Consider the following 26,324-nt stretch of genomic DNA (forward strand, 5'->3'; position numbering starts at 1 on the left):
AATTCCTAACCTTTTTTTGCAACGACAGTCCAATCGACTTCGTTAAACTTTAAAGAGTTCATTAACTCATAACCACACTCTTTTACTAAATCTGCTGATTTTTGAATCGGAGTAAAATCACCGATCTCAAATAAAAAGATTGCTACTTCGCCTGCACTGTGAGTTCCTAAAATTTCTTTCATTCTAGGTTCGAACTCAGTTTTTAAGTGTCTTAAATCATATCTTTTCATTATCTATCTACCTCACCAAATACAATATTTGTAGTACCAATAATCGATACAACATCCGGGATATAGTGTCCAGGAAGTAAGTCAGTTAAAATACCTGTATGCCAAAAAGACGGAGCACGAAGCTTCAGTCTATATGGATATGGTCCACCTTGAGAGTTAATAAAGAAACCTAATTCACCTTTTGGTGATTCAGTTGCTACATAAACTTCTCCAACAGGAGGTCTCATACCTTGTGTTACAAGAACGAAGTGCTGCATTAAAGAGTAGTTTTGTGTCATGATATCAAGCTTTGGAGCTGATACATACTTAGGAGCGTGAGCCATTAACTCAGTCTCTCCATTTTTAACACATTCTTGATACATATCTATTGTTTGATAAAGAATCTTTGCAGTTTCTCTCATCTCTTCCATGTAGATACGGTAACGAGCGAAGTTATCACCCTTGTCTGACCAAGGAACATTGAACTCTACTTCATCATATAACTCATACGGCTCTTCTTTACGAATATCCCAAGCTACACCAGACGCACGAAGCATAGGACCAGTACAACCCCATGAAAGAGCCATCTCAGTAGAGATAGTACCAACTTCTTCCATTCTCATTAACCAGATACGGTTAGTGTCAAGAAGATCTTCATAATCTTTGATGTTTTGAGGTAACTTATCTAAGAAGTCTTTTAGCTGAGATATAAAAGTATCTTGGATATCCAGTGGAACACCACCGATACGAATAGCAGCATGTGTAAGTCTAGCGCCACAATAACCTTCGATAATATCCATTAAATATTCTCTTTCACGGAATGCGAATAGGAAAACTGTCATCGCACCGATATCCAGAGCAGTAGTTGCCAACCAGAATAGGTGAGACATAAGACGGTTAATCTCTAAAAGCATCATACGAATAACTTTCGCACGACGAGGAACTTCTAAACCGATAAGCTTTTCAACAGACAGAGCGAATCCGTAGTTGTTTGAAGATGAAGCAATATAGTCCATACGGTCAGTAGTCGGCATGAACTCATTGTAAATCATGTTCTCAGCCATCTTCTCCATACCACGGTGAAGGTATCCAACATCAGGATGAGCTTTAACTATCATCTCTTGTTGAAGGTGAAGCATTAAACGTAACTGCCCGTGAGCAGATGGATGCTGAGGACCGAAGTTTAAGATAAGCTCATTGTCATCTCTATCAAAAGTGATGTTTTCAAAAAACGGTGTTAATCTATTTTTTATTTGTGCCATATTTCTACCTATCTCTGAGGATCATCAATAACTACTGATGACTCTTTATCAAATTTCTTAATCAAGAACACACCACCGTCTTCTTGGTAAGCTTGTTCATTTGCTGGCTCATTTCCTGTAATCTCTGTTCCTTTAGGTACTTCATGTCCTAAACGAGCAAATCTCTCAGAGTCATAACGGTCAACTCTTGAAGTATCACGAATTTCTGGTCCGATCTCTTCTCTTGCTTCTTTACCATAGATCTTATCTACCTCATACCAAGCAGCAAACTCATCACCTTGAAGCGGGTAAGTTTTAAGAAGAGGATTTCCTTGCCAATCATAAGGCATAAGGATTCTTTTCATAAATGGATGTCCGTTAGCTTCGATGCCGAACATGTCAAACATCTCTCTTTCAGACCAATCAGCAGAACGGAAAAGTTTCTCTACAGAGTTTACAGCCTGTCCATTTTCTATGAATAGCTTAATACGGATACGCTTACGCTTAGCCATACTTAACATTTGATAGAAAACTTCAAATCCGCCTCTATCAGCTAGCCAATCTATAGCACTCAATTCCGACAGTTGCGTGTAAGAAAGCGTTTCTCTCATAAGCTCTAAAACACCATAGTTGTCTTTAGCATTAATATAAACTACCATTTGCTCTACTTGGATGTAAGCGTCTAGTACTTCAAATTTTGCTTTAATAGCTTCTAAATCAGCATTGAATACTTCATCAGTCTCAGGTGCATGTTTAGCAACTTGAGGAGATTTATAGAATCTGTCTGTGTAATACGGCTTAGCCTGTACATCATCTTTAGGTGTATATGCTCTCATTACATTAACCTTTTTGCTTTTTGTGCTTTAGACGCATGGTTTGCACGAATTTTCTTTTGTAGTAACATTACTCCATACTGAAGTGTCTCTGGACGAGGTGCACAACCCGGCAAGTATAAATCTACAGGAATAATTCTATCAACCCCTTGTACTGTTGCATATGTGTTGAACATACCACCAGTATTTGCACATGAACCCATTGAAATAACCCATCTAGGCTCAGTCATCTGATCATAAAGTCTTTTAATAAACTCTGCGTGCTTCTTTGTAAGCGTTCCTGCAACGATCATTACATCTGCTTGACGAGGAGATGCTCTAAAGATTGTTCCAAAACGGTCAAAGTCATATCTTGATGCACCAGATGCCATCATCTCAATACCACAACAAGCAAGACCATAAGTCAGTGCCCAAAGTGAATTCGAACGACCCCAGTTAACGATTTTATCAATACTTGTAAGTGCTACAGGTAAACCAGCGTTTTGTGTGTAATTTACTTTATGTTGTGCCATTCAAGTGCTCCTTTTTTCCATGCATATACGAATCCAATAGTTAATAGTAATATAAACATTAACATCTCAGCAAAACCAAACCAACCAAGTAGTTTAAAGTCTACTGCCCATGGAAACATAAAAATAATCTCTACATCAAATAGTAAGAAAAGTAACGCAAATAGATAAAACTGTGGTGATATTCTATTTGGTTGTCTAGTTACCTCTGGTCCACATTCGTAAACTGAGAGTCTAATCTTTTCACTATCTTTCGCCGCTAAAGCGCGACTCGCTAAACGAGCTATGATAGTCGTAGCTGTGAATGCACCAAATGTTACAACAAATAGTACGAATACCCCAAAATACGGATTTGCAGTGCTAATATGCTCCATATAACCTACCTTTAAATAATTTTTTCATTGTTTTCAAGCATTATCCTAGAAAAAACAGTTAATGCACTATATCAAAAAGAGTATTAAATTTACGAAGCCAAAAGGAGAAGAATTTTAAAGTGCTACTAAACGCTACATGATTTTTAGCAGTTGGTAACATAGGTGTAAAAAAGTAACGTAAGGATTCGTAAAGAGTGAAGAATAGCTAAATTTCCGCTTAATATATTGATTAGATTTTATGTAATTTATTATAAGAATGTGAAATAACTCTACATTTAGGTAGAGTTATTTATTTAAAAACCCCATTGATTTTTCGCTGTCGAAGTTTGCATCTTTTTCTCTTTTGATTTCACTTACGAAGTCATCTAAAGTAAAAAGCGGTTCATCTGTAACGGCTACTTTGTAGGCTGTATTTTTTATGATCAGATTGATTTGTCCGCCCGTCAAAGAATACTTAGCAAGCACTTTCACATCGAATTTATCATCGTATGGAGCATTCACAGGAAGCATCTTTTCCCAAAGCTGAACTCTTTGTGCTTCATCTGGTTTTTTAAACTCTATCTTATAGTTAAAGCGTCTTGAAAATGCTTTGTCAATGTTCTCAAGCAGGTTTGTTGTAGCTATAAGCATACCCCTAAAATTTTCGATCTGTTCTAAAAAAATATTTTGCATCTGATTATGCATCTGTTCAGATCCACTTGAAACACCGCTAGAACGTGCACCTAAAAACTGATCTGCTTCATTTAGTAGCAAAATAGGTTCTGTCTTTGTTTTCTCACTTAAGTCATAAAAAGTATCAAAGATCTTACGAACATTCTTTTCACTCTCTCCAACATACATAGAAAGAATCTTAGAACAGTCAAAGGCAAGGACTTGACGTTTAAGTGATTTAGCAAGTGAATAAGCTGTCATAGTCTTACCGGTTCCGGCATGTCCATAAAAGATTATTCTGGCATCTATTCCGCTTTTTTTATCTTTTATGCCCCACTCCACTAAACGACCTATTACCTCTTTATCTACTTGACGCATCAAGTTCTCTAGCGTTGTTTGTGTCTCTTTTGCAAGAACAACATCTTCTAAAGAAGTGACAGGGTCTATAAGTTCAAATATATCCTGCTCATCTATTAGTGCATTTAGTTTTAAACGACGGACTTTTTTATTTTTTTGCGGATGTATGATACTTTGAAGGATCTCATCTACAATGTAAAATGCTCTAGAGATGCCACCAAACGGATTGAGCATCTCTTCATAGTCGATTATTCCATCGTTGATAAGATTTGAGCCATCTTCTAAAAGTGAACGATTTTTAATACGGTCATATTCATCTAAAGAAATCAAATCTATCAAAGCGTTCATCTCACGAAGAGATGCATCTGTAGCGCTGTACTCTTCACGAAGAAGAGCCAAAAATATAACTTCTTCTTTAATCTGAAACTTTTTTTGTTTAAAAAATTTATCTAAAACCAATTTTTCCGCAGTCTGTTCAACTCTTTGAGCTATTCTCTGCTCTAGCAGTTGAAGTTTATGCTGAACTCTATCGATGCCAAGAGAGTGCTCATGAACGTTTTGACGGATGGTACTCATCTTCTGATAAAGTTCTACCCTAAAAAACTGATCTTGGAGATATTCAAGATGATCAGTATATGGTTTAATATCGGGTAACTCCATATCCGGAGCACCATCTTGAAGCAGTTTTAAAAATGATGGAGTAAGACCAACAGCCGTGTTTAAAAGCTCTAAAGGTGTAACCTCAGAAATCTTTACCGGCGTAAAACTTTGCTGGTGTATCCAACCAAGCTCAAGAAGTATTTTCACCTCTTGAAGATGACTTAAATACTCAAAATTACTATCTTCATATAGTTCATTAAGTAGTTCTAAGACTAAGACATCGTCCTGACCTTCCATATATTTTTTTGCTAGATTTTGAAGCATTAAAGCTTCATTTACACTACACTTAAGTTGTGCAAATATCTGAGACTCTTCTATTTTTTTGTTTTGTAAAAAATCAACTAATATTTTCAATATTATCCTTAAAACTTGTAGCTTACACCTGTAGAGATTAAAAGTGCATTTGAATTTGTAAATTCACCTACTAAATTATTATCATTAGCGTCGCTAGTTTCTATTTTTCTTGTTTCACGCATAGAGTAAAGAGCTGATAAACCAACCTCAATTTTATCGTTTATTTGGTAACGTCCACCAAGTGATACAGAAAAACTGTTTGAATCAGGAAGTTCAAAACCTAATGTTTTACTTGGAACAGGAGACTCATCATACACTATACCAGCCATTAGAGTCATACTCTCTAACTCTTGAGTCAAACCTAAACGAAATGCATTTGTATCTTTCCAATTTTTTTCTACTGAAGCACCAAATATAGATGCTAAAGTCGCACTTTCAGTTCCATCATAATCAAAGTCTAAATCCTTATATGCGGACCACATAGTTCTCTCATATACGAATTCAACAGTAGTTTTAGAAGGTAATGTGTATGCAGCAGCGGCACTAAAAGTTGCAGGAAGAGGAACTCTTACTTTAGCTTCTCCATCGTAAGTAGAGCCACCACCTGCTGTAGTAACCAGTTTTGCATTTCCTTCAACATTTAAATTAACATTTGAACGGTATGTAGCAGCTAACTCCAAATCTGATGTTGGTTTATAAGCTAACGCAAGATTATAGCCATAGTCAAGTGCATCTCCTGTCATATCACGAGAAGCTGTAAATGGACCACCAATATTCCCATTACTCTTTACTACACCAGATGTATGAACTATTCTAAATCCAAAAGCAAGTGATACTTTATCACTTAAGGGAATCGCAAATGTCGGATTGATCTCAATAATTTTTAAAGTAAACTCTTCTGCTTTTGTTTTTGCAGGTTCTTCATTCCATCTTTTAGAAAGTCCTCCAGGAGAAACAATACTAAGTCCTATACGAGCTTCTCCAGTTTTCCCCGAAACATAGTGTAGTGTTGGAACAACAAAACTTTCACTTTGAGCGTCTAAGTCTTGATTCGTACCAGAGACTGTTCCCTTATAGTTTATAGGATTAAGACCAATATAAGTCAAATCCAGTTCCATATTGTTTTTATCTTCCATAAAAACCATATTGGCAGGATTGTAGTAAGCAGCATCTGCACTCTTGTTATGTGCAATATTTGCAGCACTTAGAGCCACAGCATTAAGTGAAGTCTCTGGGATTTTATATCCACCCGCCATCAACATTGAGCTTGCAATTAAAGATAATAAGACTATTTTTTTCATTTATTTCCCTTTTAAATGTCTGCACAATGTTACATGACTTTAGCTTAATTCTCCAAAGAATAAAGTAGCTCTATCTCTTCTTTCCAGATGCTGTCATCTATAGTTTCAAGTACAAGTGGTATGTCATTCATTCTCTCATCATTCATAATAAAGCCAAATGCGTCTAAACCTATTTCACCTTTTCCAAGAGAGTGATGTCTATCTTTTTTTGAACCCAGTGGCGGCTTTGAATCGTTAATATGCATACCCATTAGGTACTCAAATCCTACAATTTTTCCAAAATCATCCCATGTTTTGTCATAAGCTTCTCTTGTTCTTATATCATAACCTGCTACAAACATGTGACAAGTATCTATACAGATTCCAACTCTACTTTTATCTTCTACTTTGTCTATTATTTGTGCTAATTGCTCAAATTTATATCCAAGATTACTGCCTTGTCCGGCTGTGTTTTCTATAACAGCTTTTACATCACTTGTCTTATCAAGAGCTAGATTAATAGACTCGGAGATTATACTAAGACACTCATCTTCACTAATCTGCTTTAAGTGACTTCCCGGGTGAAAGTTAAGTCTGTCAAGTCCAAGCTGTTCACATCTTTGAAGCTCATCTACAAAGGCTTCTCTTGATTTTTCAAGTTTGTCAGCTTCTGGATGACCAAGATTAATAAGATATGAGTCGTGTGGTAACACATGCTTTGGAAGTATTCCACTGTCATCAAGTGCACGTTTGAACTTATCTATCGTCTCTGTGTCAAAATCTTTTGCAACCCATTGTCTTTGGTTTTTTGTAAATAGTGCAAAAGCCTTTGCGCCTATCTTCTGTGCATTTGTTACGGCATTGTAAACTCCGCCGCTTGCCGAGCAATGCGCTCCTACATATTTATTTGACATTATTTTGTATCCTTGATTTTAAATATTATTTTGTTATTTGAATCTTTAAAGAATGTTACATTTGAACTCACTCTATAAGTTATATTTACATTTTCATCTTCTATCTTTTGCTCAAAACCATCAGAAGTCTGAACTCTATTTTTTCCATCATATATAGGATGTCCTAAAAGTATGTTTTGCATAATTGATGATGGATATGAGTAATGCATATAGTCTTTGTTAAATCCACTCTTAGTCATACAGCCTTCACTTGTACAGATAAGATGATTTATAGTTATTTTTTCTATCGCTTTGCCGGCTGTAAAAAGTTCAAGTTCTATGGACTTTTCGGAGTTTCGGAGGTAACCAACATCGGCAAACTTTAGTTTTGGTGATTTTATGATGATTATCTTTGTCTGTGTAACTTCATAGTTTTTGGTACTACAGGCAGTGAACAAAAGAGCAAATGCAATTATTAAATATTTCATAGACGAGATTATAGCAAGAAATTTATTTTCAATCTGTCATACTTTTCATAGAAGCCTTTTATTTTATATATAATTAAAAAATGAAAATACATATAGATATAGACTGCTTTTTTGTAAGTGCTGCTCGCATAAAAGATCCATCACTGGAACATAAGCCTGTTGCTATCGGCGGTAGAAGTGATACTAAGATTTTCAGCAAAGATGCAAAAAAACAAACAGTAAACTTTGACAACTCTGGCTCATTTGTTCCAACTTTTTATAAGACCTATGAAGAGAGTGATGACGACCTGGATGCATTTAAAGATGATAAAGGAAAAATAAGAGGCATACTTACAACCTCTTCTTATGAAGCCAGAGCTTATGGAGTGAAGACTGCCATGAATATAAAAGATGCTCTTGGACTTTGCCCTCACTTAATCATAAAAGCACCAAATATGTCTCTGTACCAAAAGCTTTCTCATGAACTTCATGAGTTTTTACAATCAAAGATCCCGCTCATAGAGCAAGCAAGTATCGATGAGTTTTACGGAGACTTGGCTGGCTGGGTAGATGATGATGAAGTCGAACAGTTCATCGATAACCTAAGACATGAGATAAAAAGAGTAATTAAACTTCCTGTGTCTATAGGTGCTGCAAAAACTCGCTATATTGCAAAACTCGCTACTAACGCAGCTAAACCATTTGGATGCAAAACTATCTATCCTTATGAGCTGGATGCATTTATACAGAATATTCCTGTAGGTGAGTTTGCTGGTATTGGTAAAAGTATGAAAAACAGACTCCTCTCAGCGCAAATTCACACTCTAGGCGATTTAAAACAAAGACGTGGAACTGTAGAGTCTTGGAGCCCATATGCAAAAGAGTTGTACAAAAGAGTAAGCGGTCTCACAGATGCACCCATTGAGACCACACACAAGAGAAAATCCATAGGCATATCTCGAACATTTGACCCGCTTCATGACAGAGCGGAACTCAGACGAAGGGTTCATATATTGGCCAGGCATCTAAGTTTTGCCATATTAAAGTTAAATGTTATTCCGACCGTATTTCATCTAAGCATCTCTTATGAAATGAGTCAGAGTTCTCATAAAAACATCTCTCTTGCAGAAATCTTTACAGAAAAAAAGTTTGACTCACTTTGTCTTAGCCTTTTTAATGAAGCAGACACACAAAGACGACTCCATGTTATACGACTTAGTATAAACTGTTCGAGCTTTACTAGAGACTCTAAAAAGGAACTCTCACTTATTGGTTTTGCCGATGAACAGAAGATGAAAGACCTAACAGAAAAAACACAGATACTAAGAGAAAAGTATGGCATCGATGCATTGAAATGGGGAAGTGAACTTTAGGTAATTTTTTTATGATAAAATATACCCAATGACAAATGTAAAACTATTAGAACAATTTCGTTCATTTTATTTTAGAAACTATCCTGACGATATGGAGACCCAGATCGAGTACTTTGCCATCTTTGGTGGACTCGGCTTAGAGATAGACACAACACAGCCTATAACTTTTCTCATAGAAGATCTAATCATTCAAAATTTTGATATGTATAATGAAAAGATAGGTCAGCTCGTCATGGAAGAATCAAATAACAAGCGTCTATTAACAGCACTAGCAGTAGGCGACAGACGAATTTTTTCTGCATTTAACAGAGCTGGACTAAACAATGCAAATGGTGGAAGTGCACTGAATTTTCTCCAAGAAAAAGGACTCATCCAGATAGAGTATTCAAGAGAAGAGCCTGCAAAAAGTTTAAATCCAAACGGCAAACTAAAAAAAGAGATAGCACGTCATAGAATCTCTCATAAAGTTCTTTTTACATATCCGTTTATCAGGTTTTGGTTTTACTTTATATATCCTCATATAAGAGATATAAAAAACGGCGACTACGAAAAACTCTTTAAAAACTTTGAAACTAAACAAAACAGCTACACAAGTCTTGTTTTTGAAGAGCTCTCAGAAGTACTGCTAAACTATAACCTCAGAGATGCTCAAATACTCAGTTCCGGTAGTTACTGGGATGCAAAGATAGAGATAGACATACTTACAGTTACTGATGATGAGAGAGTTTACGTAGCTGAGTGTAAATGGACAAACCATAGAGTAAACAAAAGTGAGTTACACAAACTTCAAGAGAAGTGTGAAAAGCTAGACATTGAACCATCTCAAACGATTTTATTTTCAAAAAGAGGGTTTTCTAAAGAGTTAAAACAGATGCAGGGTAAAAGTTTGGCACTATACAGTTCAGAAGATTTTGAATCACTTGTTAAAAACGCTTCAAACACCGAACTGATAAATCATCTGTTTGATTCTAATGTTTAGCTGACTATCCGAAGTGCTGTATAAGCTTCTTGAAGAAGTTGAAACTTCTGCGTGTAGTGCCTTACCATATTTGGACTCTCATGAATTATCTTATCCGGATGATATACTTTAGCCAGTTTTTTATAGCTTTTCTTGAGTGCATCTTGACTCGCTCCGACAGGACACTCCAGTACCGTATAAAGACGCATATTTTCATCATCATTCTGATTCTTACAAAGGTCACCAAAACTAAACGAAGCAAAATCACTGTAGAGCTTACTCATGAAACGATTGTCGTAACTGTACTGAATCTGATAATGCAAAATATGCCGTTTATTAAGTGCGCGCTCAAGTCTAGCTTTTGCCTTAAAGTCACTTACATCTACTACCAAAGAGATATCAGTCCCTCGTTCAACATAAACTTCCAGCTGTGAACGTAAGTAGTTTAGTACCCATAAGTTAGGCTGATCCAGTGAGATAAGAACTGTGTTTTTATCATAAGCATAAAGATTTACTTTTATAGTTTGAGGATCTTCAAGTTTTTCGAGTTCAATCTTTATAGGTTGTGTTCCATACTTTAACATCGAACGAAGAAAAAATTTATGGTCAAAGTCATGCGTTTTTGCATGGTGTTGTGACAGTTCGTGTAAAAATTCTTCTCTAACTTCAGTTAGTGTTTCGTTTCTAAAAACAAGTACAGCCTTTGGTAAAAAGAGCATACCTCTCGCGTGATGATTAAGAAAATCTTTCATCCACGAAGTGTTTAAAGTATCAAAACCTGTTGTGATAAGAATAAGATTATTGCGGAGTACAATTTCCATAGACCTACCTTTTTTGAGATATTTTAATCTTTATAAAGCAAAAAAAGTTCCAATTTATGATTTATCTTTGATAATAACGTAATAAGCCTGTGACTCTCAAAGGTTAAAATGCAGATTAAAGAAAGTTCAAATGGGAGTTTATAATGGGTATAAAAAAATTTATAAGCAATGTAATAAAATCTTTAAATCTGGAAAACAATTTAGCATCCGGCAAGAAAAAATCTCTTAAAAGCCTCATAGAAAAACTAGAAAAACGAGAGCTTGAAATTGAGAAACGTCTAAAAAAAGAGACGAATGAAGATATAATCATCCAACTTCAAGAAGAACTTGACATAATCATTTTATACATAAAGAAATCCAATAAAAGCTTGGATAAACTAAAGAATAAAAATAATTGTTAGTCGCATATGACCTTATATGATTCAGATCTTCTATCTCTTATTAAACCCCAGTATTCACGTTGTTTAGCGTTGTCTTGCAGATCAAACTCTGCGTATATTATCTCTTCTTTATCTCTAGAAGCTTCAGCAACTTTTGCACCTGTATAGTCAGTTATAAATGAAGAACCGTAAAAAGTCAAAGAACAACTCTCCCCATCTTCTTCTCCGATGCGGTTTGCAACTACAACCGGAACTGTATTTGTTGCCGCATGACCCATCTGAACACGTTGCCAATGCTCTTTTGAGTCAAGATGAATCTCTGGTTCACTTCCTATAGCAGTCGGATAGAAAATAATCTCGGCACCCATAAGCGTTAAAGCTCTTGCAGTCTCGCAAAACCACTGATCCCAGCAGATGCCGGCACCTATTTTGCCATAAGCAGTGTCATAAACTTTAAAGCCTGTGTCACCCGGTTTAAAGTAGAACTTCTCTTCATATCCAGGTCCATCAGGTATATGAGTTTTACGATAGTTATCCATTACTTTACCGTCTGCATCTACTACGACTAAAGAGTTAAAGTAGTTCTCTTCACTCTTTTCAAAATAACTTACTAATATAACAACACTAAGCTCTTTTGCAAGAGAAGAAAACTGTTCTATTAGTGAGTTGTTTTTTAGAGGAGTCGCTAAAGAGAAGTACTTTTCATCCATATCTTTACAAAAGTAAAGGGATGAAAAGAGTTCCGGTAAAAGTATGATCTGTGCACCGTTTGCATGAGACTCACGAACAAGAGCTTCTGCCTTTGAGACATTTGAATCTCTGTCATCACTCATCTGCATCTGGATAGCTGATACTTTTACCATAATCATTAACCTCTACTTGTTACTTCTAGAAGGTGAAAACCAAACTGTGTCTCGATAGGTCCGTAAAGTACTCCAACATCACCGCTGAATACTGCTTGGTCAAATTCAGGAACCATTTGTCCAGGACCAAATTTACCTAAATCTCCACCTTGAGAGCCTGATGGGCACTGAGAATGAGCTTGCGCTACGCTTTCAAATGAAGCTCCGTTTTCGATCTCTGCTTTTAAAGTATTACACTCGTCTTCACTTGCCACTAAAATATGTCTTGCTGTTGCGTAAGCCATAAATATCCTTTTTTGTTTTAATGGTGCAATTCTACAATAATTTTTATAATAGTTTTTAATCTTCATCATTAAAAGTAAAAAACTACATTTTATATTTATTATAACTTAACAATATATATATTATAATTCCATCAAATTAATCCAAAGGAATATAATGGAAACTGCGATGCCATTTAACAAAAGGTCACTAGAACATTTTCCTGTTCAGCTCTTTGCTATAGTTATGGGGCTTTCAGGCTTTGCAATAATCTTTGCAAAAGCCTATCATCTTCTGGATTTCTCTTACTGGTTTTACGCGACTATACTCTTCATAGATACAGTTTTGTTTTTAGTAATCTTTACAGCCTACATGCTAAAACTGCTTCACTACACAGATGCAGTAAAAAAAGAGTTTTTCCATCCTGTTAAAAGTTCTTTCATGGCGGCGATCTCTATTAGTTTTTTACTGCTCTCTATTGCCTACTATGATTTTGCTCCGACACTTTCCATACTTCTATGGTACATCGGGGCACCTCTTCAGTTGGCATTTACACTAATAATTATCAGATACTGGATACACAACGAGCTAAAAGTAGTACACAGTAACCCTGCCTGGTTCATCCCTATCGTAGGTAATGTTCTTGTTCCTATCATAGGAATTGAGGCTGCACCTGTTTATGTATCGCTATTTTTCTTCTCACTTGGAATGTTTTTTTGGATAGTTCTTTTTACCATTACCATGAACAGGATTCTCTTTCATCATCCACTAGCACAAAAACTTGTACCCACTTTTTTCATCTTTATAGCACCACCGGCTGTCGGGTTTGTAAGTTATCTCAAAATCACTAACGGCTCTATAGATATATTTGCAATGTTTTTATATTTCATTGCACTCTTTACGCTTTTACTGCTTCTGTTTATGATGAGGATGTACGACACAAAGGTTTTTTACATTTCATGGTGGGCATATACCTTTCCACTTGCAGCCATAACAATAGCCACACTTATGATGCAGATGATATTTCATAACACCTTTACATATCTGGCATCTATGGGTCTAATAGCTCTCACTACTTTGGTCGTTGGCTTTGTTGCCTTTAAAACTATACAAGCATACAGAGCTAAAAGCATCTGTATTTCGGAGGAAGCATAATGAATAAGTTATCAATTTTAGTAGGCGGTGTTTTAGGTTTAGTTCTTAGTGTATTTGTTATGGGCATAGGTTTTAAAATAGCTGCTCCAACCATGCTTTTAAAAGAGGTGAAGTCTTCATACGAGTTTGACAAAACTGTAGAACTGATTCAAAACAGAATAAACAAACAAGATGGCTGGCATGTATCAAGTGTTATAAATCAGCAAGAAGAGTTAATCAACAATGGCGGAGCAGATGTTGGAAGAGTAAAGATTATCAAGTTCTGTAATGCTAAGTATGCTTCTGAGATGCTAAGTGCTGATGAGAGCAAGTTCATGGCTACAAAGATGCCTCTTAGCATCTCAGTTTATGAAAAAAGTGACGGTCGTGTTATCATCGGACTAAGTAACGGTTATGTTATGGCCAGACTCTTCTCTGGAAGAAGAGAAGGCGTTATAATGGAGAAAGTCATAAAAGATATGGAAGAAGTTTTAAGCTTCACACACTTTAGATTTACACTTTTTTAAAAAGTATCATGAGCATTTTAAATGAGGAATAAATGTTTTACAAGCTCATGAACTATATATCGCTGATTATTTCACTAATTGCTATTTGCATAACTTCGCTAAATGCTTTTTCTAAAATTCGTGGATTATTAATATATTCATGAAAAGGTCTACTCATAGTTTCACTATTAAGAATGCTGATATGACAACTATCTGACCATACTAACTCTTGTGTTTTCTTATTTATCATATCTATCTTTATCCTTACTATAGGTTTATAATTATCATTATATATATGAGGATAAATTAGTCCATACATTTCTATTGTACTTGCTAAAACATAGTCTCCATTTTTAACAATTTTTTCTTTAAAGAAGTCATTATTATCTAAGGCTTTTTTTAACTCTTTTTGATAATTCTTTTTTATATCTATATTATTTCGTTCAAGATATAGAGCGAGTCTTTTTGAAGCTTTTTCATTTCCATATTTTTCTACCTTATCATTATTTTTCGACATAAAAAATGGATATATTGATCCACTAATATTGTTATCTATCTCTATAGATGTTATGTTATTTTTTACATCTATATCCAAATTTTTATTTGAACAAGAAACTAAAAATATAGCAGATAAAACTATATACACATATATTTTTAATTCTTTCATTTTATAATATCTCCATCAACTCTTTTAAACCTATACCATTCATTACCAGAAGCAACTACTGGCAAAGGTATTGGCAATACTATTAAAGCCGCACCATACTCGCTATCTTTAACATAAAGATATTTTTCATCCGATAAAAATTCTGTTGTATTTTTTACACCAGCAATAGCCACTATATTATGATTAGCTACTTCGGAATTATATTTTGAAATATAAATTGATTGATTATTTTCATCCGATAAAATATTTTTTTCAACTACTTCTAAAATATTAAAGTCTTTATCAAGCAATGAAATTTGTAATTTACTTTTTTTCAGTTTTAACTCTATATATTTTATAATTGTGTTGCTATTATCTTCAGTAGATATTTTTAGAAAATAGTGTAACGATGCTTTGCGTCTATTCTCTAAATCTATCTTATCAAACTCTAATGCATTTCTATTGTCTGAAATAAATCTATCAGCAGTATTGTTCATATATTCATGAGTATTGCCTACATCTATATTTTCATATAACCCATCAATACTATATTTAGTTGTTTCTTTTTTAACTTCCCATGACTTAGGTCTATCTTTATTAAAAGAACATCCTAAAAAGACAAACATAATTACTAAAGCAATAATATATTTCATTCTATAATCATTTTTAAGTAGTCTGCTACCCTAAAAGAGTTTGCATAGATTGTCCATGTGTATGGGACGCTTCCGCCAGTGGGCATGAAGCTGGCATCTGTGACGTAGAGGTTGTCTAAGTCATGTGCTTTACAGTTTTTATCTAGAACTGATGTTTTAGCATCTGTGCCGAAGCGACAACCACCTGCTACAAGGTTCGGTGGCGGTGAGCTTGAAATACCTATTGATATCTCGGTAGCTCCCATTTTCTCTAAAATCTTCTCAGCCATAGATGCCAGATGCTCTCCCACCTCAACATCTCTCTTATGACCATAAAGATTTATAGCTCCAACTGCTACACCATACTTATCTTTTACTTTATCATCGATGCTCACATATGTGTAGTCAGTCGGCAGCCAGTCGTTAAAAACTTCAAATGTTAAAACTCTTGAAGTTGTAAGTGTGTTGTGAATCTTCTCTTGGAGTTTTTTACCCCACATGATATTGCCATCATTATCGTAGAACTCTCTAGATGCACGAGAGATAATATTTGAGTGTTCAAAGAGAAAGTCTATTGTTCCGCCCTTATATTTTCTACCATTATTTTCATACTCATACCAGTCTTGAAGTGAGCGGTTAAAAAAGAGTCCCGGAGTCATAAGTTCTTTAAACTCTTCTTCGCTAAAGTCTTCTTTGTTTAGACGACCTGTTCCTGCACCACCGCCAGAGAAAATCAAGTTCTTTCCAACTTGCCCTGAGCTATTTGCCAGACCATTAGGAAAGTGCTTATTTTTAGAGTTTAAAAGTAGTCTTGAACTTTCTATAGCTTGAGCAGCTACTACAAATATTTTAGCATCTATAGAGTGAGACTTCATATCTTTGTCATAGTAGTGTGCTTTAGTGATTTTACTATTATCACTATCTAGTCGGTATACAAATGCTTCGCTAATTATCTTGGCATCACACTTTTGAAGCAGAGCTGCTCTTGCACTTCCCTTTGCTCCTGTAGCACAGCCATAACTTCCACAAAAATTACTATATGAACAACTGTTCCTACCTAATGCTGGGCTTGAAAGTATGGCTCTTGGAGTTGCAAAACTTTTGTAACCTAACTCTTTACAGGTCTTATCAAACCATTTTGTTGCACCGTTTACTTCCAATGGTCTGTATGGCATCTCATCACCTGATACTCCAACAACCATTTTAACTTTCTCATAATATGGATCTAAATCTTCAAGTGAGATTGGCCAGTCAACAACATTTGCTCCCTCTATATTTCCATAAGCACTTTTTAGTTTAAAGTCATTTTTCTGCATCTTATGAAAATATCCACTCATAAGATTTGATGAGCCTCCGACCATTGAACCATTCCAAAAGTTCCAGCCACTACTGAAACCTTCGTATCTCTGAATCGCGCCATCTTCTTTACGTTCATTTATAACGTGTTGTTCATCTTTTAAAAGAGGTGTAAACTTATCTCTACGTGAGACTGCTAACTCATCTTTTGAAAAGTCCTCTTCTTTGTAGTACTTTCCTTTTTCTAAAACCACTACATTAAAACCGGCATTTGACAGCTCATAAGCTATAGGAGAAGCACCTGCTCCACTTCCGACTATACAAACATCGTATTTCATAGCAGAGGCTCCTTAGGACGAGGCAGACCAGAGGCATGACCTAACCACTTCCATCCGCTTTCATTTTTGTTTACACCATAAATAGTATCACCTAAAACTGCTTCATAAATAAATCTTAACATTGTATCTATCCAGCTTTCACCCCAAGTATAAGTAGCGATTGATTTCAAAGTTTTTTGACGCTCATTTGAGCTTAACTTTATGTATGGTCTTTTATAAAGATCCATAGCCTCTTCGTCCAACCAGACAGCCCCGTTTTTTATATACCTCTTTGAATCTTCATCAACACGAGAGTGAGTTAAAATAAGGCTCAAATATGCTCTGGAGTTTATCTCTTTAAAGCTAGGAGCACTCTGTAGATCTCCATATAAATCTCTCTGTGCTAATGCAAGTGTGTCAATTATAGATGCAGATGCGAAAAGTTCTGTGTGAGGAAGAACAAGTGCAGTGGTACTAAAGGCAGTCTTTTTTAAAAAAGTACGTCTGGTTTTTAAAAACATGAGGTTATTATACTACACTAAATAATTACAAATGACTAACTTTACAATATCCATCTTTTGCTTCTTCATCATCATACTTATTTACAACATTTATAAAACATCCTACATTGAGAAGAAATATTTTTACAATTTTAGGATCAAAATGAATGCCTGAATTTTTTTCTATATATGAAAGAGTATCATCCAATGTCCATGAATCTTTATAGACTCTTTTATGCACTAAAGCGTCAAAAACATCGACTAGACCGACTATTCTTGCATGAATGGGTATATCTTCACCACTTAGCCCCATAGGATAACCTGTTCCATCCCACTTTTCATGATGATGCATAGCAATTTCTTGAGCTACTTTACCAGCCTTAGGATCACTTTTAAATGCACGTTCAAGAAGTTTTTTACCATTTACAGTATGTTTTTTCATCTCTTCATACTCACTGTCTGTCAATTTATCCGGTTTGCATAAAATACCGTCATAGATTGTGATTTTTCCGATGTCGTGCATGATCGACATTTTTGCTACCATTTTAGCTTCTTCATCAAACATTCCAAGGAGTTTTGCCAAAAGATATGTGTAATCACGCATACGTATTATATGAGATGATGTTTCTGTGCTCTTAAACTCCGTTACCTCTGAGAGCAGTTCTATAATGTCTTCACTAAACTCTGAACGCATTGACTCAAATAGTCCAACTGTCTCGATGTTTTGGTAAATCCTCGCATAAAACTCATCTCTGGAAAATGGCTTTGTTATGTAGTCATTTGCACCATCTTTTAAAAAACGACTCGTTGTGTATGAGTTTGTATCTGAAGTTAAAACAATGATGCTTAGATCTTTTTTGGTTCTTGTTTTTCTGATCTCTCTAACAAACTCCAGACCATCCATTACAGGCATATGGTAATCAGTAATCACTAACTCTATTTCGGGATAAGTTTCTAGCTTCTCTAAAGCTTCTTTTCCGTTACTTGCACTTATCACTTTAAAATGATGAAGCAAAAAGTTTTGCTTCAAAAAGCTTGCATACAGTGCAGAGTCATCTACGACAAGCACAAATTTTTCTTTGTTTGCTTCTAGCTGTTTGAGTTTTTCAACTACATAGATAGTGCTTTCAAAACGCTCTTTTAGTACATAATCAACTATTCTTGCAGTCTCAAAACCCTCTCTAAAGGATTCATCGAATATACCTGTAAAGACTATGGGAGCAACGTTATGTTTGTTTAACAGAGCTATGATTTCACCATTTGGTGCGTCAGGAAGGTTCATATCTGCTACTGCAAACTCATATCTTGTTTGGGATAGAAACAGTCTTGCCTCTTCATAACTCATGGCTATATCGAAATCAAAGTTGGTATATTTGTTTAGCAGTTCATCAAAAACCATACAGAGGGTTTTAGAATCTTCTATGATTAGTAGCTTAGCCATCTAAACCCACCTTCTATGATTAGTAGCTTAGCCATCTAAACCCACCTTCAATGATCTTAGTTGTGTATTTACGTCTAAATATAACTATTAGTAATCATATCATCTTTTTTCTTAAGATATTTATGCTTTTATGCCAGTGGAAGTTTTACACTAAAACAGGCTCCATCATCTAAATTTTTCAAACTTAAATATCCGTGCATATTTTTTTCAATTATGATTTTTGACATATAAAGCCCTATGCCTGTTCCTTGTCCTGTAAACTTAGTTGTGAAGTAAGGGTCATATATCTTTGCTTTGATATCTTCAGGAACTCCACCCCCATTGTCACATATATGAATATAAGCATTTTTTTCATCAGCTGTTACTTCAATAATAATCTTCTTATCTTCTATAGCATTTATTATCATTGCATCTTTAGCGTTGTTTAAAATTATGAGTAGAACTTGCTGTAACTCATTTTTAACATTACGGACATTAACTTCATAATCTAGTTTTAAAGTCACTTGGATACCAGAGTGTTCCAAAGTTGGTCTTACAATCGATAAAATACTCTCAATTGCACTGCTGAGTTGATAGATCTCTTCTTCTTTATCGCTTTTATAAAAGTTTCTGAAGTCATCAATAGTATCCGACATATACTTTATAGTACTGTCAACACTGTTATGAGTCTTTATAAAATCATCATCTTCCAAGGTACCAAGCTGTTGTTTAAAGTAAAGGTCTTGATTTAACAGACCCAGGTCATTAAGAGGCTGTCTCCATTGATGTGATATCTGCTCTATCATCTCACCCATAGATGCAAGTCTTGATTGCTCAATCAAGATCTTATCTTTTTTTCTCTCTAGTTTTAGCGCATCTGTTACGGCATTTTGTAGATTTTTATTATGATTTTTAAGTTTATATGTATATTCATCTTGTAGACGTTTAAAGCGTTCAGCCAAAGCTCCGGAAAGAAGAATCATATCTATCACAGATGCTATCTGCTGGGCATACTTCATAATTATATAACCCGACATCAGATTGAACTTACTAAGAGTAAAAAGTATAGTCCCTATCAAAAATATACCCCAGCCAAGCACAAAAAGTCTGATAGAGTAGTAATCTTTTTTAATGACCATAAGACCGGCTATAAAGAGTGCAGCAGGTACACCAGTTGCAAGAACAGCTCCAAGGATTATAGTGTTGTTATATGGAAGAACTATTGAAGCCAAGATTCCAACAGCAGAGATATACCTTAATGGTTGAAGAACATATTTGTTATAACGTGGAATATTTGTTTTTGCTTTTAAAAGCGTCTGAGAAAAAAGCATAAGTAAAAAGGTACTACTGTAAATAAATAGAACTGTGCTTTTTTCCTTCATCCACTGACTGTCTTGCCAAAGATATAGCATTCCCAAACCATCAAAAGAGAGTTGCCACAAAGCATAAGAGATTACAAACGATACATACAGAATATAAATTTTCTCTCGTGTATAGATATAAATAACACTATTGTAAAGAATCAAGATAAATAAAATCCCGTAATACATTCCTGTCAGAGTCTGGTTTAGATGCGTAGTCTCTAAAAGTGGTTTTGTGCTGATAATCTGCATCGGGACAAACATAGAACCCGTTGTTTTTACTTTCATATATAAAGTATAAGTACCTAGTGACTCTGCTGGCAGAGAAAAGAGTAACTTGTTTTGCTCTACATCCTTTTTAGCTTCACTATTTAAGTCCCCACTCTCTTTATGCATTAGTAAATTTTCTTTTTCATCAAAGACATAGATATCTACAAAATCCAGAAGCGCATAGTCAATATTTAGCCACCACTCCTTACTTTTCATCAACTCATCATAATTATATTGTAGTTTAAACCAATATGTCTGTGTTGAAAATCCGAAGTTTGGGATAGGCTTGTGATGAGAGATAAATTTTTCAGAGCGGATATCTTCTAAAGTTTGATCGCCTCTTTCATCAACATAGTAGTCAATACTTTGTCCAAGCTCATAAGCCGTCTCATTTTGATTTATAGTTAAGACGTCATTAGAAAATAAAAAAGCTGTTAAAAATAGTAATATTAAAATATGTTTCATTATATCTCCAAGAATTAGGAGATTATACATTAATATTATTAAACCGTTTTTAATTATTCATATTCAGAACTATACTGGCTATTAAAACATTATGCCATTAAGCAACATTTATTTTAATTTTTATATACGTAACAGTGTAGATTAGCACTTCCATAACCATAACCACCGTTGTTTTCTAATGCTGGAGCTCTTCCTGTATAACTGAAATAATCTAACACAACATTGATTGTATTCATATGAGCACCTTGAATATATTGTGCTCTTTTTATACACTCTTGTTCTGCTCTATGGGTTAGAGAGCGATAAACCTTACCATACTTATCATTTCCAAAATTTTCTGTAAAAATCATACCGTAGTCAATATGCATATATCCGTTAAATTTGCTAAAATCATGATTTTTATGATCATCTTTAACTACTAAATATAGTGTAGGATGGATATTAGTTGCATTAGCGCTATCTTCTTGTGAATCTTGAGAATCTTGGGAATCATCATTAGAAGAAACTGCAACTTTTTTTTGCTGCATCTTCATTGGTTTTAGACTATCTAGTTCTTTGTCCACTGAATTAAAACTACTATTTGCACCTGCTCCAAACAAACTTATCGGCATACACAAAACTAATAAAACGTATAAAACACTTCTCATCACACACCTCCAATTTTAGCTATTGATTTATTTTACATCTTAGAGGATTAAAATTATATAAACTAAATTTAACAGATATAACAATTGACATCTTTTTTTAAAATTGATATCATACCGTTATATATTTTATTATACAGAGGTTCAGTGTGGAAATAGAAGGTCGTATCTGGTTTAAAAAAGAGGGGAAAAATCTACTGGGCAATGGTAGAGTTGAACTTCTTGAAAAGATAGATGAGTATGGCTCTATATCCAAAGCATCAAGAGCTATGAAGATGAGTTACAAGGCTGCCTGGGACATGGTAGATGCTATGAACAACATATCTGATAAGCCTCTTGTTCAAAAAGTGACAGGCGGAAAAAACGGTGGCGGAGCACAAGTAACCAAAGTCGGTAAAGAACTCATCAATACATTTAAAAAGTTCAAAGAGTTTTATAACGCTCTGTTGCTTGAAGTAGATGAAAATGAGCTAAACAGTGACAACCACCTCTCGCTAATTCGTAAACTGCATATGAAAAGCAGTTCTCGAAACATGATTACCGGTCATATCAAAGAGTTTAACACAGCTGAGTATAACACCAAAGTCGAGATTGGCATCTCTGAAGAGAGTTCCCTTTATGCAATCATCCCAACTGCAACATTTATAGATATGGGCCTAAAACAAGGTGACAAAGTCTTTGCTCTTATTCAAGAGAGTTCTATCATGCTTTCTACTCATGAGCTTCATGGAATCAGTGCCAGAAATATCATCAAAAGCACTATCTCAGCGCTTAAGACAGATGCTGTAAGTACTGAAGTGAAACTATCTATCGGTAAAAATACTCTTACATCTGCTATTAGCAATGAGTCACTAAAATCACTTAACTTACAGATAGGTCAAGAGATATATGCGATCATAAAAGCTACAGATATTATTGTTAGCATCTAAGGAAACTAAATGAAAAGATTATTAATATTACTACTTCTTGGCATCTCAGTGGTGAATGCAGGGACCATAAGCATAGCCGTGGCAGCAAATGTAAGCTATGCAATAGAAGACTTAAAAAGAGAGTTTAACAAGACCCATCCAGAAACAAAAGTACGTGTAACTCTTGGAAGCAGCGGCAAGCTTACAGCACAGATAAAACATGGTGCACCATATCATATATTTATGTCTGCAAACATGAAATATCCACAAGCGTTATATCAAGAAAAAATAGCGATTACGGAGCCTGTTGTTTATGCTTTAGGTTCATTAGCTATTTTAAGTAACAAAAAAAGAGATTTAAGTGATGGCATCTATATACTTCAAAGTGAGGAAGTATCAAAAGTAGCGATAGCAAATCCAAAAACTGCTCCTTATGGAATAGCGGCTATGCAAGCAATAACAAATGTAAGGATTGAAAATGATGTGAAGAGTAAGTTTGTCTACGGTGAGTCTATCTCCCAAACCGTCTCTTACGCTGTAACTGCAGCAGATGTCGGGATAATTGCAAAGTCATCACTTTACTCATCTAATATGTCAAAATACAAAGAAAATGAAAACTGGGTAGCAGTCGATACAAAACTATACACTCCCATCCAACAAGGCATAGTCATGTTAAAAGATGACAAAGAGGTAAAAGCTTTTTATGACTTTATCCTCTCAGATGATGCAAAAAAAATATTTAAAGAATATGGATACTTACTACCATGAATAAATTCACTGCGACAATAACAAAAATAAAAAGTGTAGAAAATCTAAACATAGTAAATTTTGACTTCAGTGGTCAAAGCCTAAGTATGATGAGTCTGGATCTAAACGAAAAAGTAGATGTTGGATGCCAAGTCATACTCACTGCAAAACCAACTCACATAGCAATAGCAAAAGAGTTCAGTGGAGAGATAAGCTACTCAAATCAGCTAGATGCAAAGATAATAGAGATAAACAATGGTGAGCTTTTAAGCAGCATAAAACTAAATACGGGAGATGCCACTTGTGAGAGTATCATAACTAAAAACTCATCCCTCAGAATGAACCTAAAAGTAGGAGATAGTGTTACACTCTTTATAAAAGCAAGTGAGTTATCAATCAAGGAGATAATCGAATGTTAGAGATGCTTCAATCAATTGAATTTGCTCCTTTTGCACTATCATTTAAACTCGCCGGGATAACTACACTTATACTCTTTGTACTCTCAATGCCCCTTGCTTGGTGGCTCTCGCAGACCCGCTCTAAAAGTAAACCTGTTTTAGAAGCTATAACTGCTCTTCCTATAGTCCTGCCTCCATCTGTTTTAGGTTTTTACATCCTGATAGCCCTCTCTCAAAACTCTCCTATCGGTGCTTTTTTTGATGAGTATTTTGGGGTGAAGCTGGTTTTTAACTTTACTGGTCTTGTCATTGCAAGTTCATTTTACTCTCTTCCTTTTATGGTTCAACCTCTTCAAAGCGGATTTGAATCCATAAACAAAAATATGCTTGAAGCTTCTTACATAAGTGGTAAAAGTAAGTTAGAGACTATCATAAAAGTCGCACTTCCAAATATGAAACCCGCACTTATCACTGCGATAATCGTGACATTTGCCCATACGGTCGGAGAGTTTGGTGTAGTGCTTATGGTTGGTGGAAGCATCCCGGATGAGACAAAAGTAGCATCTGTAGCCATCTATGAGATGGTTGAGATTATGGACTATAGTTCTGCACATATTTACAGTGCTCTAATGGTTATTATGAGCTTTTTAGTTCTGTTGAGTGTTTACATCTTTAACCATAAAAACAATAATAAATTTGCTGGATTTCACCGATGATTGATATAAATATAAATAAAAAACTTCATGGCTCACAGTCTGATATGGAGTTATCTCTAAACATTAGCATCCAAGAAGGAGAGTTCTTAGCACTGAGCGGGAAAAGTGGAAGCGGAAAGACTACACTTCTTCGCATCTTGGCAGGGCTTGAAGATGCTACTGGAAATATAAAAGTCGGTGAAGATAGTTGGTTAGATGCGAAAACTAAACTGCCGCCGCAAAAAAGAGCCATCGGTTTTGTTTTTCAAGATTACGCTCTTTTTGATAACATGAGTGTTTTAAACAACCTTTTATATGTAAAAAAAGACTTGGAGCTAGCAGAGCATCTGCTTGGCATCACAGAACTTAGTGAGCTTAAAGATAGACTTCCAAACACTCTAAGCGGTGGACAAAAACAGAGAGTTGCACTTTGCCGTGCCATGATGAGACGACCAAAACTTCTACTTATGGATGAGCCTCTCTCTGCCCTTGATCCTGCTATGCGAACAAAACTGCAAAATGAGATTCTTACTCTTCACCGTGAGTTTAATACAACTACCATCATGGTTAGCCACGATCCTAGCGAGATATATAGACTTGCATCTAGAGTTGTAGTCTTAGAGAATGGACAAATTACAAACGACGGAAAACCTATAGATATACTTCTGCGAACATCGGGAAGTCAAAAGTTCTCTTTTAGCGGTGAACTTTTAGATATAAAAAAAGTAGATGTTATCTATATCGCCATCATCGCTATCGGTCAGCAACTCGTGGAAGTAGTTGTAAGTGAAGATGAAGCACAAAACCTAAATATTGGAGATGCAGTAGAAGTAAGTACTAAGGCATTTACTCCAATAGTCAGTAGTGTATAGCAAGCCATACAGTCTCTTCATCGGGTTTTGTCCAAGAGACTCTGTGTCTTGTGTGCGCGGGTATGTTTAGATAGTCACCCTCTTTTAGTCTTTTGTCTTTGGCATTCTCAAACTCTAAGATCGCCTCGCCCTTAAGCACTATTACCCACTCATTTCTCTTTTGATCGTACCACTCAAACTCTGTTGTAGTATGACCTTTTGAGATGATTCGCTCAATTTTAACAGACTCTTTTGAGATTATATCTTCAAAGAGTTCTTCTTTTATCTCGGCTGGAATATTTGCAAATATATTATACTTTTTCATATAAAATACGCACTCATATATCCAACGACCCTGCTTACATCTCCACTAGCATCTGCACTTGTTCTATAATCAAGTATGTGAGAGTTTAGAGATAACTTTTTTGCACTTAGCATCATCGCTTCTACTCCTATCATCCCGCAGGCTTCACATCCGCTAGTAAGTTTATGAGTATCCAGATTTGTAACAGCTTCCAAACAGATATTGTCCAACCTGTTGGCATCATCCAAGTCATAAAAATGGCTTAGGTCTGTACTTATAATAACACCGTAATCCTCATGTGCCAAAACAAAATCTATAATTTTTGAAACATCCTCTGCATACGCACTGCCGTACACCAACTCAACAATTTTTGCGTCCGGTATATAGTTTTTTAGAAATGGAAACTGTACCTCTGTGCTGTGTTCAAAGTGTGCACTTTGTAGACAGGTCAGTTCAAATCCATCTTTTAGCTTTTGGGTCATATCTCTGTCTGCTTCTATATCTCCAAACGGAGTCTCATAGCTTTGAAAATCACAAAGAGTGATTCCTGCAAACGCGACTCTATGAGAAGGTCCTATGATTACAAACTTTTTTACTCCGCTGCGTTGCAGAATCCTAAAAGCTATGTTTGCCGTATAACCGGAGTAGATATATCCTGCATGAGGGACTATAACAGCCCTGCTCTTTACATCCGGCAGAGTAAAGTTCTCTTCATATACTGTGTTGAAATGTTCAAAATATCTCTCAAGTTCTACTGATCTTGCCGGATAAAAACTACCCGCTACACTCATACTTCTTTTCATAAC

31 protein-coding genes are annotated in these 26,324 nt (G+C 35.4%); 10 read left to right on the forward strand and 21 right to left on the reverse strand.

What is annotated here, in order from left to right:
* Positions 1 to 5: 5 nt before the first annotated feature.
* From ABZC13_RS04545 to ABZC13_RS04585, 9 genes are all read right to left on the reverse strand, one after another.
* The gene (locus tag ABZC13_RS04545; RefSeq protein WP_373000747.1) at positions 6 to 230 is read right to left on the reverse strand and encodes an NADH-ubiquinone oxidoreductase subunit E family protein; all 225 of its coding nucleotides are present in this window, start codon (positions 228 to 230) and stop codon (positions 6 to 8) included.
* Entirely contained in the window at positions 230 to 1,471 is a 1,242-nt protein-coding gene (gene nuoD / locus ABZC13_RS04550) for an NADH dehydrogenase (quinone) subunit D (protein ID WP_373000750.1), read from the reverse strand. The genes ABZC13_RS04545 and nuoD overlap by 1 nt, the downstream gene beginning before the upstream one ends.
* 8 nt (positions 1,472 to 1,479) lie before the next feature.
* Positions 1,480 to 2,286 carry an NADH-quinone oxidoreductase subunit C gene (locus ABZC13_RS04555; protein ID WP_373000754.1) on the reverse strand — a complete coding sequence of 269 codons (807 nt, stop codon included), beginning with the start codon at positions 2,284 to 2,286 and terminating at the stop codon, positions 1,480 to 1,482.
* Positions 2,286 to 2,795, reverse strand: a complete 510-nt coding sequence (locus ABZC13_RS04560; RefSeq protein WP_373000756.1) for an NADH-quinone oxidoreductase subunit B family protein — start codon at positions 2,793 to 2,795, stop codon at positions 2,286 to 2,288. Before ABZC13_RS04560 ends, ABZC13_RS04555 begins: the two co-directional genes overlap by 1 nt.
* Complete coding sequence (locus ABZC13_RS04565; RefSeq protein ID WP_008336149.1) at positions 2,777 to 3,166, reverse strand: NAD(P)H-quinone oxidoreductase subunit 3; 390 nt, start codon at positions 3,164 to 3,166, stop codon at positions 2,777 to 2,779. The genes ABZC13_RS04560 and ABZC13_RS04565 overlap by 19 nt, the downstream gene beginning before the upstream one ends.
* A gap of 285 nt (positions 3,167 to 3,451) precedes the next feature.
* Entirely contained in the window at positions 3,452 to 5,188 is a 1,737-nt protein-coding gene (locus ABZC13_RS04570; RefSeq protein WP_373000760.1) for an ATP-binding protein, read from the reverse strand.
* A gap of 8 nt (positions 5,189 to 5,196) precedes the next feature.
* The gene (locus ABZC13_RS04575) at positions 5,197 to 6,429 is read right to left on the reverse strand and encodes an OmpP1/FadL family transporter (protein WP_373000763.1); all 1,233 of its coding nucleotides are present in this window, start codon (positions 6,427 to 6,429) and stop codon (positions 5,197 to 5,199) included.
* A 44-nt stretch (positions 6,430 to 6,473) separates the two neighbouring features.
* Positions 6,474 to 7,322: a deoxyribonuclease IV gene (nfo, locus tag ABZC13_RS04580; RefSeq protein WP_373000766.1), complete on the reverse strand. Its 849-nt coding sequence runs from the start codon at positions 7,320 to 7,322 to the stop codon at positions 6,474 to 6,476.
* Positions 7,322 to 7,789 carry a hypothetical protein gene (locus tag ABZC13_RS04585; RefSeq protein WP_373000769.1) on the reverse strand — a complete coding sequence of 156 codons (468 nt, stop codon included), beginning with the start codon at positions 7,787 to 7,789 and terminating at the stop codon, positions 7,322 to 7,324. Before ABZC13_RS04585 ends, nfo begins: the two co-directional genes overlap by 1 nt.
* Before the next feature lie 80 nt (positions 7,790 to 7,869).
* Between ABZC13_RS04585 and ABZC13_RS04590 the strand changes: the two genes are divergently transcribed.
* Together ABZC13_RS04590 and ABZC13_RS04595 are read left to right on the forward strand one after the other, a co-directional pair.
* Positions 7,870 to 9,141, forward strand: a complete 1,272-nt coding sequence (locus ABZC13_RS04590) for a DNA polymerase IV (RefSeq protein WP_373000772.1) — start codon at positions 7,870 to 7,872, stop codon at positions 9,139 to 9,141.
* Positions 9,142 to 9,169: 28 nt separating this feature from the next.
* Positions 9,170 to 10,120, forward strand: a complete 951-nt coding sequence (locus ABZC13_RS04595; RefSeq protein WP_373000775.1) for a DUF234 domain-containing protein — start codon at positions 9,170 to 9,172, stop codon at positions 10,118 to 10,120.
* Here ABZC13_RS04595 and ABZC13_RS04600 read toward each other — a convergent pair.
* Positions 10,117 to 10,920, reverse strand: coding sequence for a J domain-containing protein (locus ABZC13_RS04600; protein WP_373000777.1), 804 nt, complete (start codon positions 10,918 to 10,920; stop codon positions 10,117 to 10,119). The two genes, ABZC13_RS04595 and ABZC13_RS04600, sit on opposite strands and share 4 nt — an antisense overlap.
* Positions 10,921 to 11,063: 143 nt before the next feature.
* On the opposite strand from ABZC13_RS04600, the gene ABZC13_RS04605 reads away from it, so the two are divergent.
* Positions 11,064 to 11,321, forward strand: a complete 258-nt coding sequence (locus ABZC13_RS04605; protein WP_373000780.1) for a hypothetical protein — start codon at positions 11,064 to 11,066, stop codon at positions 11,319 to 11,321.
* Here the strand turns inward: ABZC13_RS04605 and aguB are convergent.
* Positions 11,318 to 12,163 (reverse strand): N-carbamoylputrescine amidase, encoded by an 846-nt coding sequence (gene aguB / locus ABZC13_RS04610; RefSeq protein ID WP_373000783.1) that lies wholly within the window; start codon positions 12,161 to 12,163, stop codon positions 11,318 to 11,320. The genes ABZC13_RS04605 and aguB overlap by 4 nt on opposite strands.
* A 5-nt stretch (positions 12,164 to 12,168) precedes the next feature.
* Entirely contained in the window at positions 12,169 to 12,447 is a 279-nt protein-coding gene (locus ABZC13_RS04615) for a peptidylprolyl isomerase (protein WP_373000786.1), read from the reverse strand.
* Positions 12,448 to 12,601: 154 nt separating this feature from the next.
* Between ABZC13_RS04615 and ABZC13_RS04620 the strand changes: the two genes are divergently transcribed.
* The gene (locus ABZC13_RS04620) at positions 12,602 to 13,579 is read left to right on the forward strand and encodes an SLAC1 anion channel family protein (RefSeq protein ID WP_373000789.1); all 978 of its coding nucleotides are present in this window, start codon (positions 12,602 to 12,604) and stop codon (positions 13,577 to 13,579) included.
* A complete protein-coding gene (locus tag ABZC13_RS04625; protein WP_373000793.1) occupies positions 13,579 to 14,085 on the forward strand; it encodes a DUF302 domain-containing protein in 507 nt (168 codons plus the stop codon). The genes ABZC13_RS04620 and ABZC13_RS04625 overlap by 1 nt, the downstream gene beginning before the upstream one ends.
* Before the next feature lie 52 nt (positions 14,086 to 14,137).
* Here ABZC13_RS04625 and ABZC13_RS04630 read toward each other — a convergent pair whose 3' ends face one another.
* The 7 genes from ABZC13_RS04630 to ABZC13_RS04660 form a co-directional block, all read right to left on the reverse strand.
* Positions 14,138 to 14,731 (reverse strand): hypothetical protein, encoded by a 594-nt coding sequence (locus ABZC13_RS04630; protein ID WP_373000796.1) that lies wholly within the window; start codon positions 14,729 to 14,731, stop codon positions 14,138 to 14,140.
* A complete protein-coding gene (locus ABZC13_RS04635) occupies positions 14,728 to 15,363 on the reverse strand; it encodes a hypothetical protein (protein WP_373000799.1) in 636 nt (211 codons plus the stop codon). Before ABZC13_RS04635 ends, ABZC13_RS04630 begins: the two co-directional genes overlap by 4 nt.
* Positions 15,360 to 16,976, reverse strand: a complete 1,617-nt coding sequence (locus tag ABZC13_RS04640; protein ID WP_373000802.1) for a GMC family oxidoreductase — start codon at positions 16,974 to 16,976, stop codon at positions 15,360 to 15,362. The genes ABZC13_RS04635 and ABZC13_RS04640 overlap by 4 nt, the downstream gene beginning before the upstream one ends.
* Entirely contained in the window at positions 16,973 to 17,476 is a 504-nt protein-coding gene (locus ABZC13_RS04645) for a gluconate 2-dehydrogenase subunit 3 family protein (protein WP_373000806.1), read from the reverse strand. Before ABZC13_RS04645 ends, ABZC13_RS04640 begins: the two co-directional genes overlap by 4 nt.
* Before the next feature lie 25 nt (positions 17,477 to 17,501).
* The gene (locus ABZC13_RS04650) at positions 17,502 to 18,896 is read right to left on the reverse strand and encodes a response regulator (RefSeq protein WP_373000809.1); all 1,395 of its coding nucleotides are present in this window, start codon (positions 18,894 to 18,896) and stop codon (positions 17,502 to 17,504) included.
* Between the two features lie 128 nt (positions 18,897 to 19,024).
* A complete protein-coding gene (locus ABZC13_RS04655) occupies positions 19,025 to 20,971 on the reverse strand; it encodes a 7TM diverse intracellular signaling domain-containing protein (RefSeq protein ID WP_373000811.1) in 1,947 nt (648 codons plus the stop codon).
* Positions 20,972 to 21,084: 113 nt separating this feature from the next.
* The gene (locus ABZC13_RS04660) at positions 21,085 to 21,618 is read right to left on the reverse strand and encodes a hypothetical protein (protein ID WP_373000814.1); all 534 of its coding nucleotides are present in this window, start codon (positions 21,616 to 21,618) and stop codon (positions 21,085 to 21,087) included.
* Positions 21,619 to 21,764: 146 nt separating this feature from the next.
* Between ABZC13_RS04660 and ABZC13_RS04665 the strand changes: the two genes are divergently transcribed.
* The 5 genes from ABZC13_RS04665 to ABZC13_RS04685 are packed head-to-tail and all read left to right on the forward strand — an operon-like array spanning position 21,765 to position 25,235.
* Positions 21,765 to 22,544, forward strand: a complete 780-nt coding sequence (locus ABZC13_RS04665; RefSeq protein ID WP_373000816.1) for a TOBE domain-containing protein — start codon at positions 21,765 to 21,767, stop codon at positions 22,542 to 22,544.
* A 9-nt stretch (positions 22,545 to 22,553) separates the two neighbouring features.
* Entirely contained in the window at positions 22,554 to 23,291 is a 738-nt protein-coding gene (gene modA / locus ABZC13_RS04670) for a molybdate ABC transporter substrate-binding protein (RefSeq protein ID WP_373000818.1), read from the forward strand.
* Positions 23,288 to 23,689, forward strand: coding sequence for a molybdopterin-binding protein (locus tag ABZC13_RS04675; protein WP_373000820.1), 402 nt, complete (start codon positions 23,288 to 23,290; stop codon positions 23,687 to 23,689). The genes modA and ABZC13_RS04675 overlap by 4 nt, the downstream gene beginning before the upstream one ends.
* The gene (gene modB, locus ABZC13_RS04680) at positions 23,683 to 24,384 is read left to right on the forward strand and encodes a molybdate ABC transporter permease subunit (RefSeq protein ID WP_373000822.1); all 702 of its coding nucleotides are present in this window, start codon (positions 23,683 to 23,685) and stop codon (positions 24,382 to 24,384) included. The genes ABZC13_RS04675 and modB overlap by 7 nt, the downstream gene beginning before the upstream one ends.
* The gene (locus ABZC13_RS04685) at positions 24,381 to 25,235 is read left to right on the forward strand and encodes an ABC transporter ATP-binding protein (protein WP_373000824.1); all 855 of its coding nucleotides are present in this window, start codon (positions 24,381 to 24,383) and stop codon (positions 25,233 to 25,235) included. Before modB ends, ABZC13_RS04685 begins: the two co-directional genes overlap by 4 nt.
* Here ABZC13_RS04685 and ABZC13_RS04690 read toward each other — a convergent pair.
* Both ABZC13_RS04690 and amrB read right to left on the reverse strand, forming a co-directional pair.
* A complete protein-coding gene (locus tag ABZC13_RS04690) occupies positions 25,222 to 25,539 on the reverse strand; it encodes a cupin domain-containing protein (RefSeq protein WP_373000826.1) in 318 nt (105 codons plus the stop codon). The two genes, ABZC13_RS04685 and ABZC13_RS04690, sit on opposite strands and share 14 nt — an antisense overlap.
* Positions 25,536 to 26,321, reverse strand: coding sequence for an AmmeMemoRadiSam system protein B (gene amrB / locus ABZC13_RS04695; RefSeq protein WP_373000828.1), 786 nt, complete (start codon positions 26,319 to 26,321; stop codon positions 25,536 to 25,538). The genes ABZC13_RS04690 and amrB overlap by 4 nt, the downstream gene beginning before the upstream one ends.
* Between the last annotated feature and the right edge of the window lie 3 nt (positions 26,322 to 26,324).

It is taken from the genome of Sulfurimonas sp., assembly GCF_041563035.1.
GTDB lineage: Bacteria > Campylobacterota > Campylobacteria > Campylobacterales > Sulfurimonadaceae > Sulfurimonas.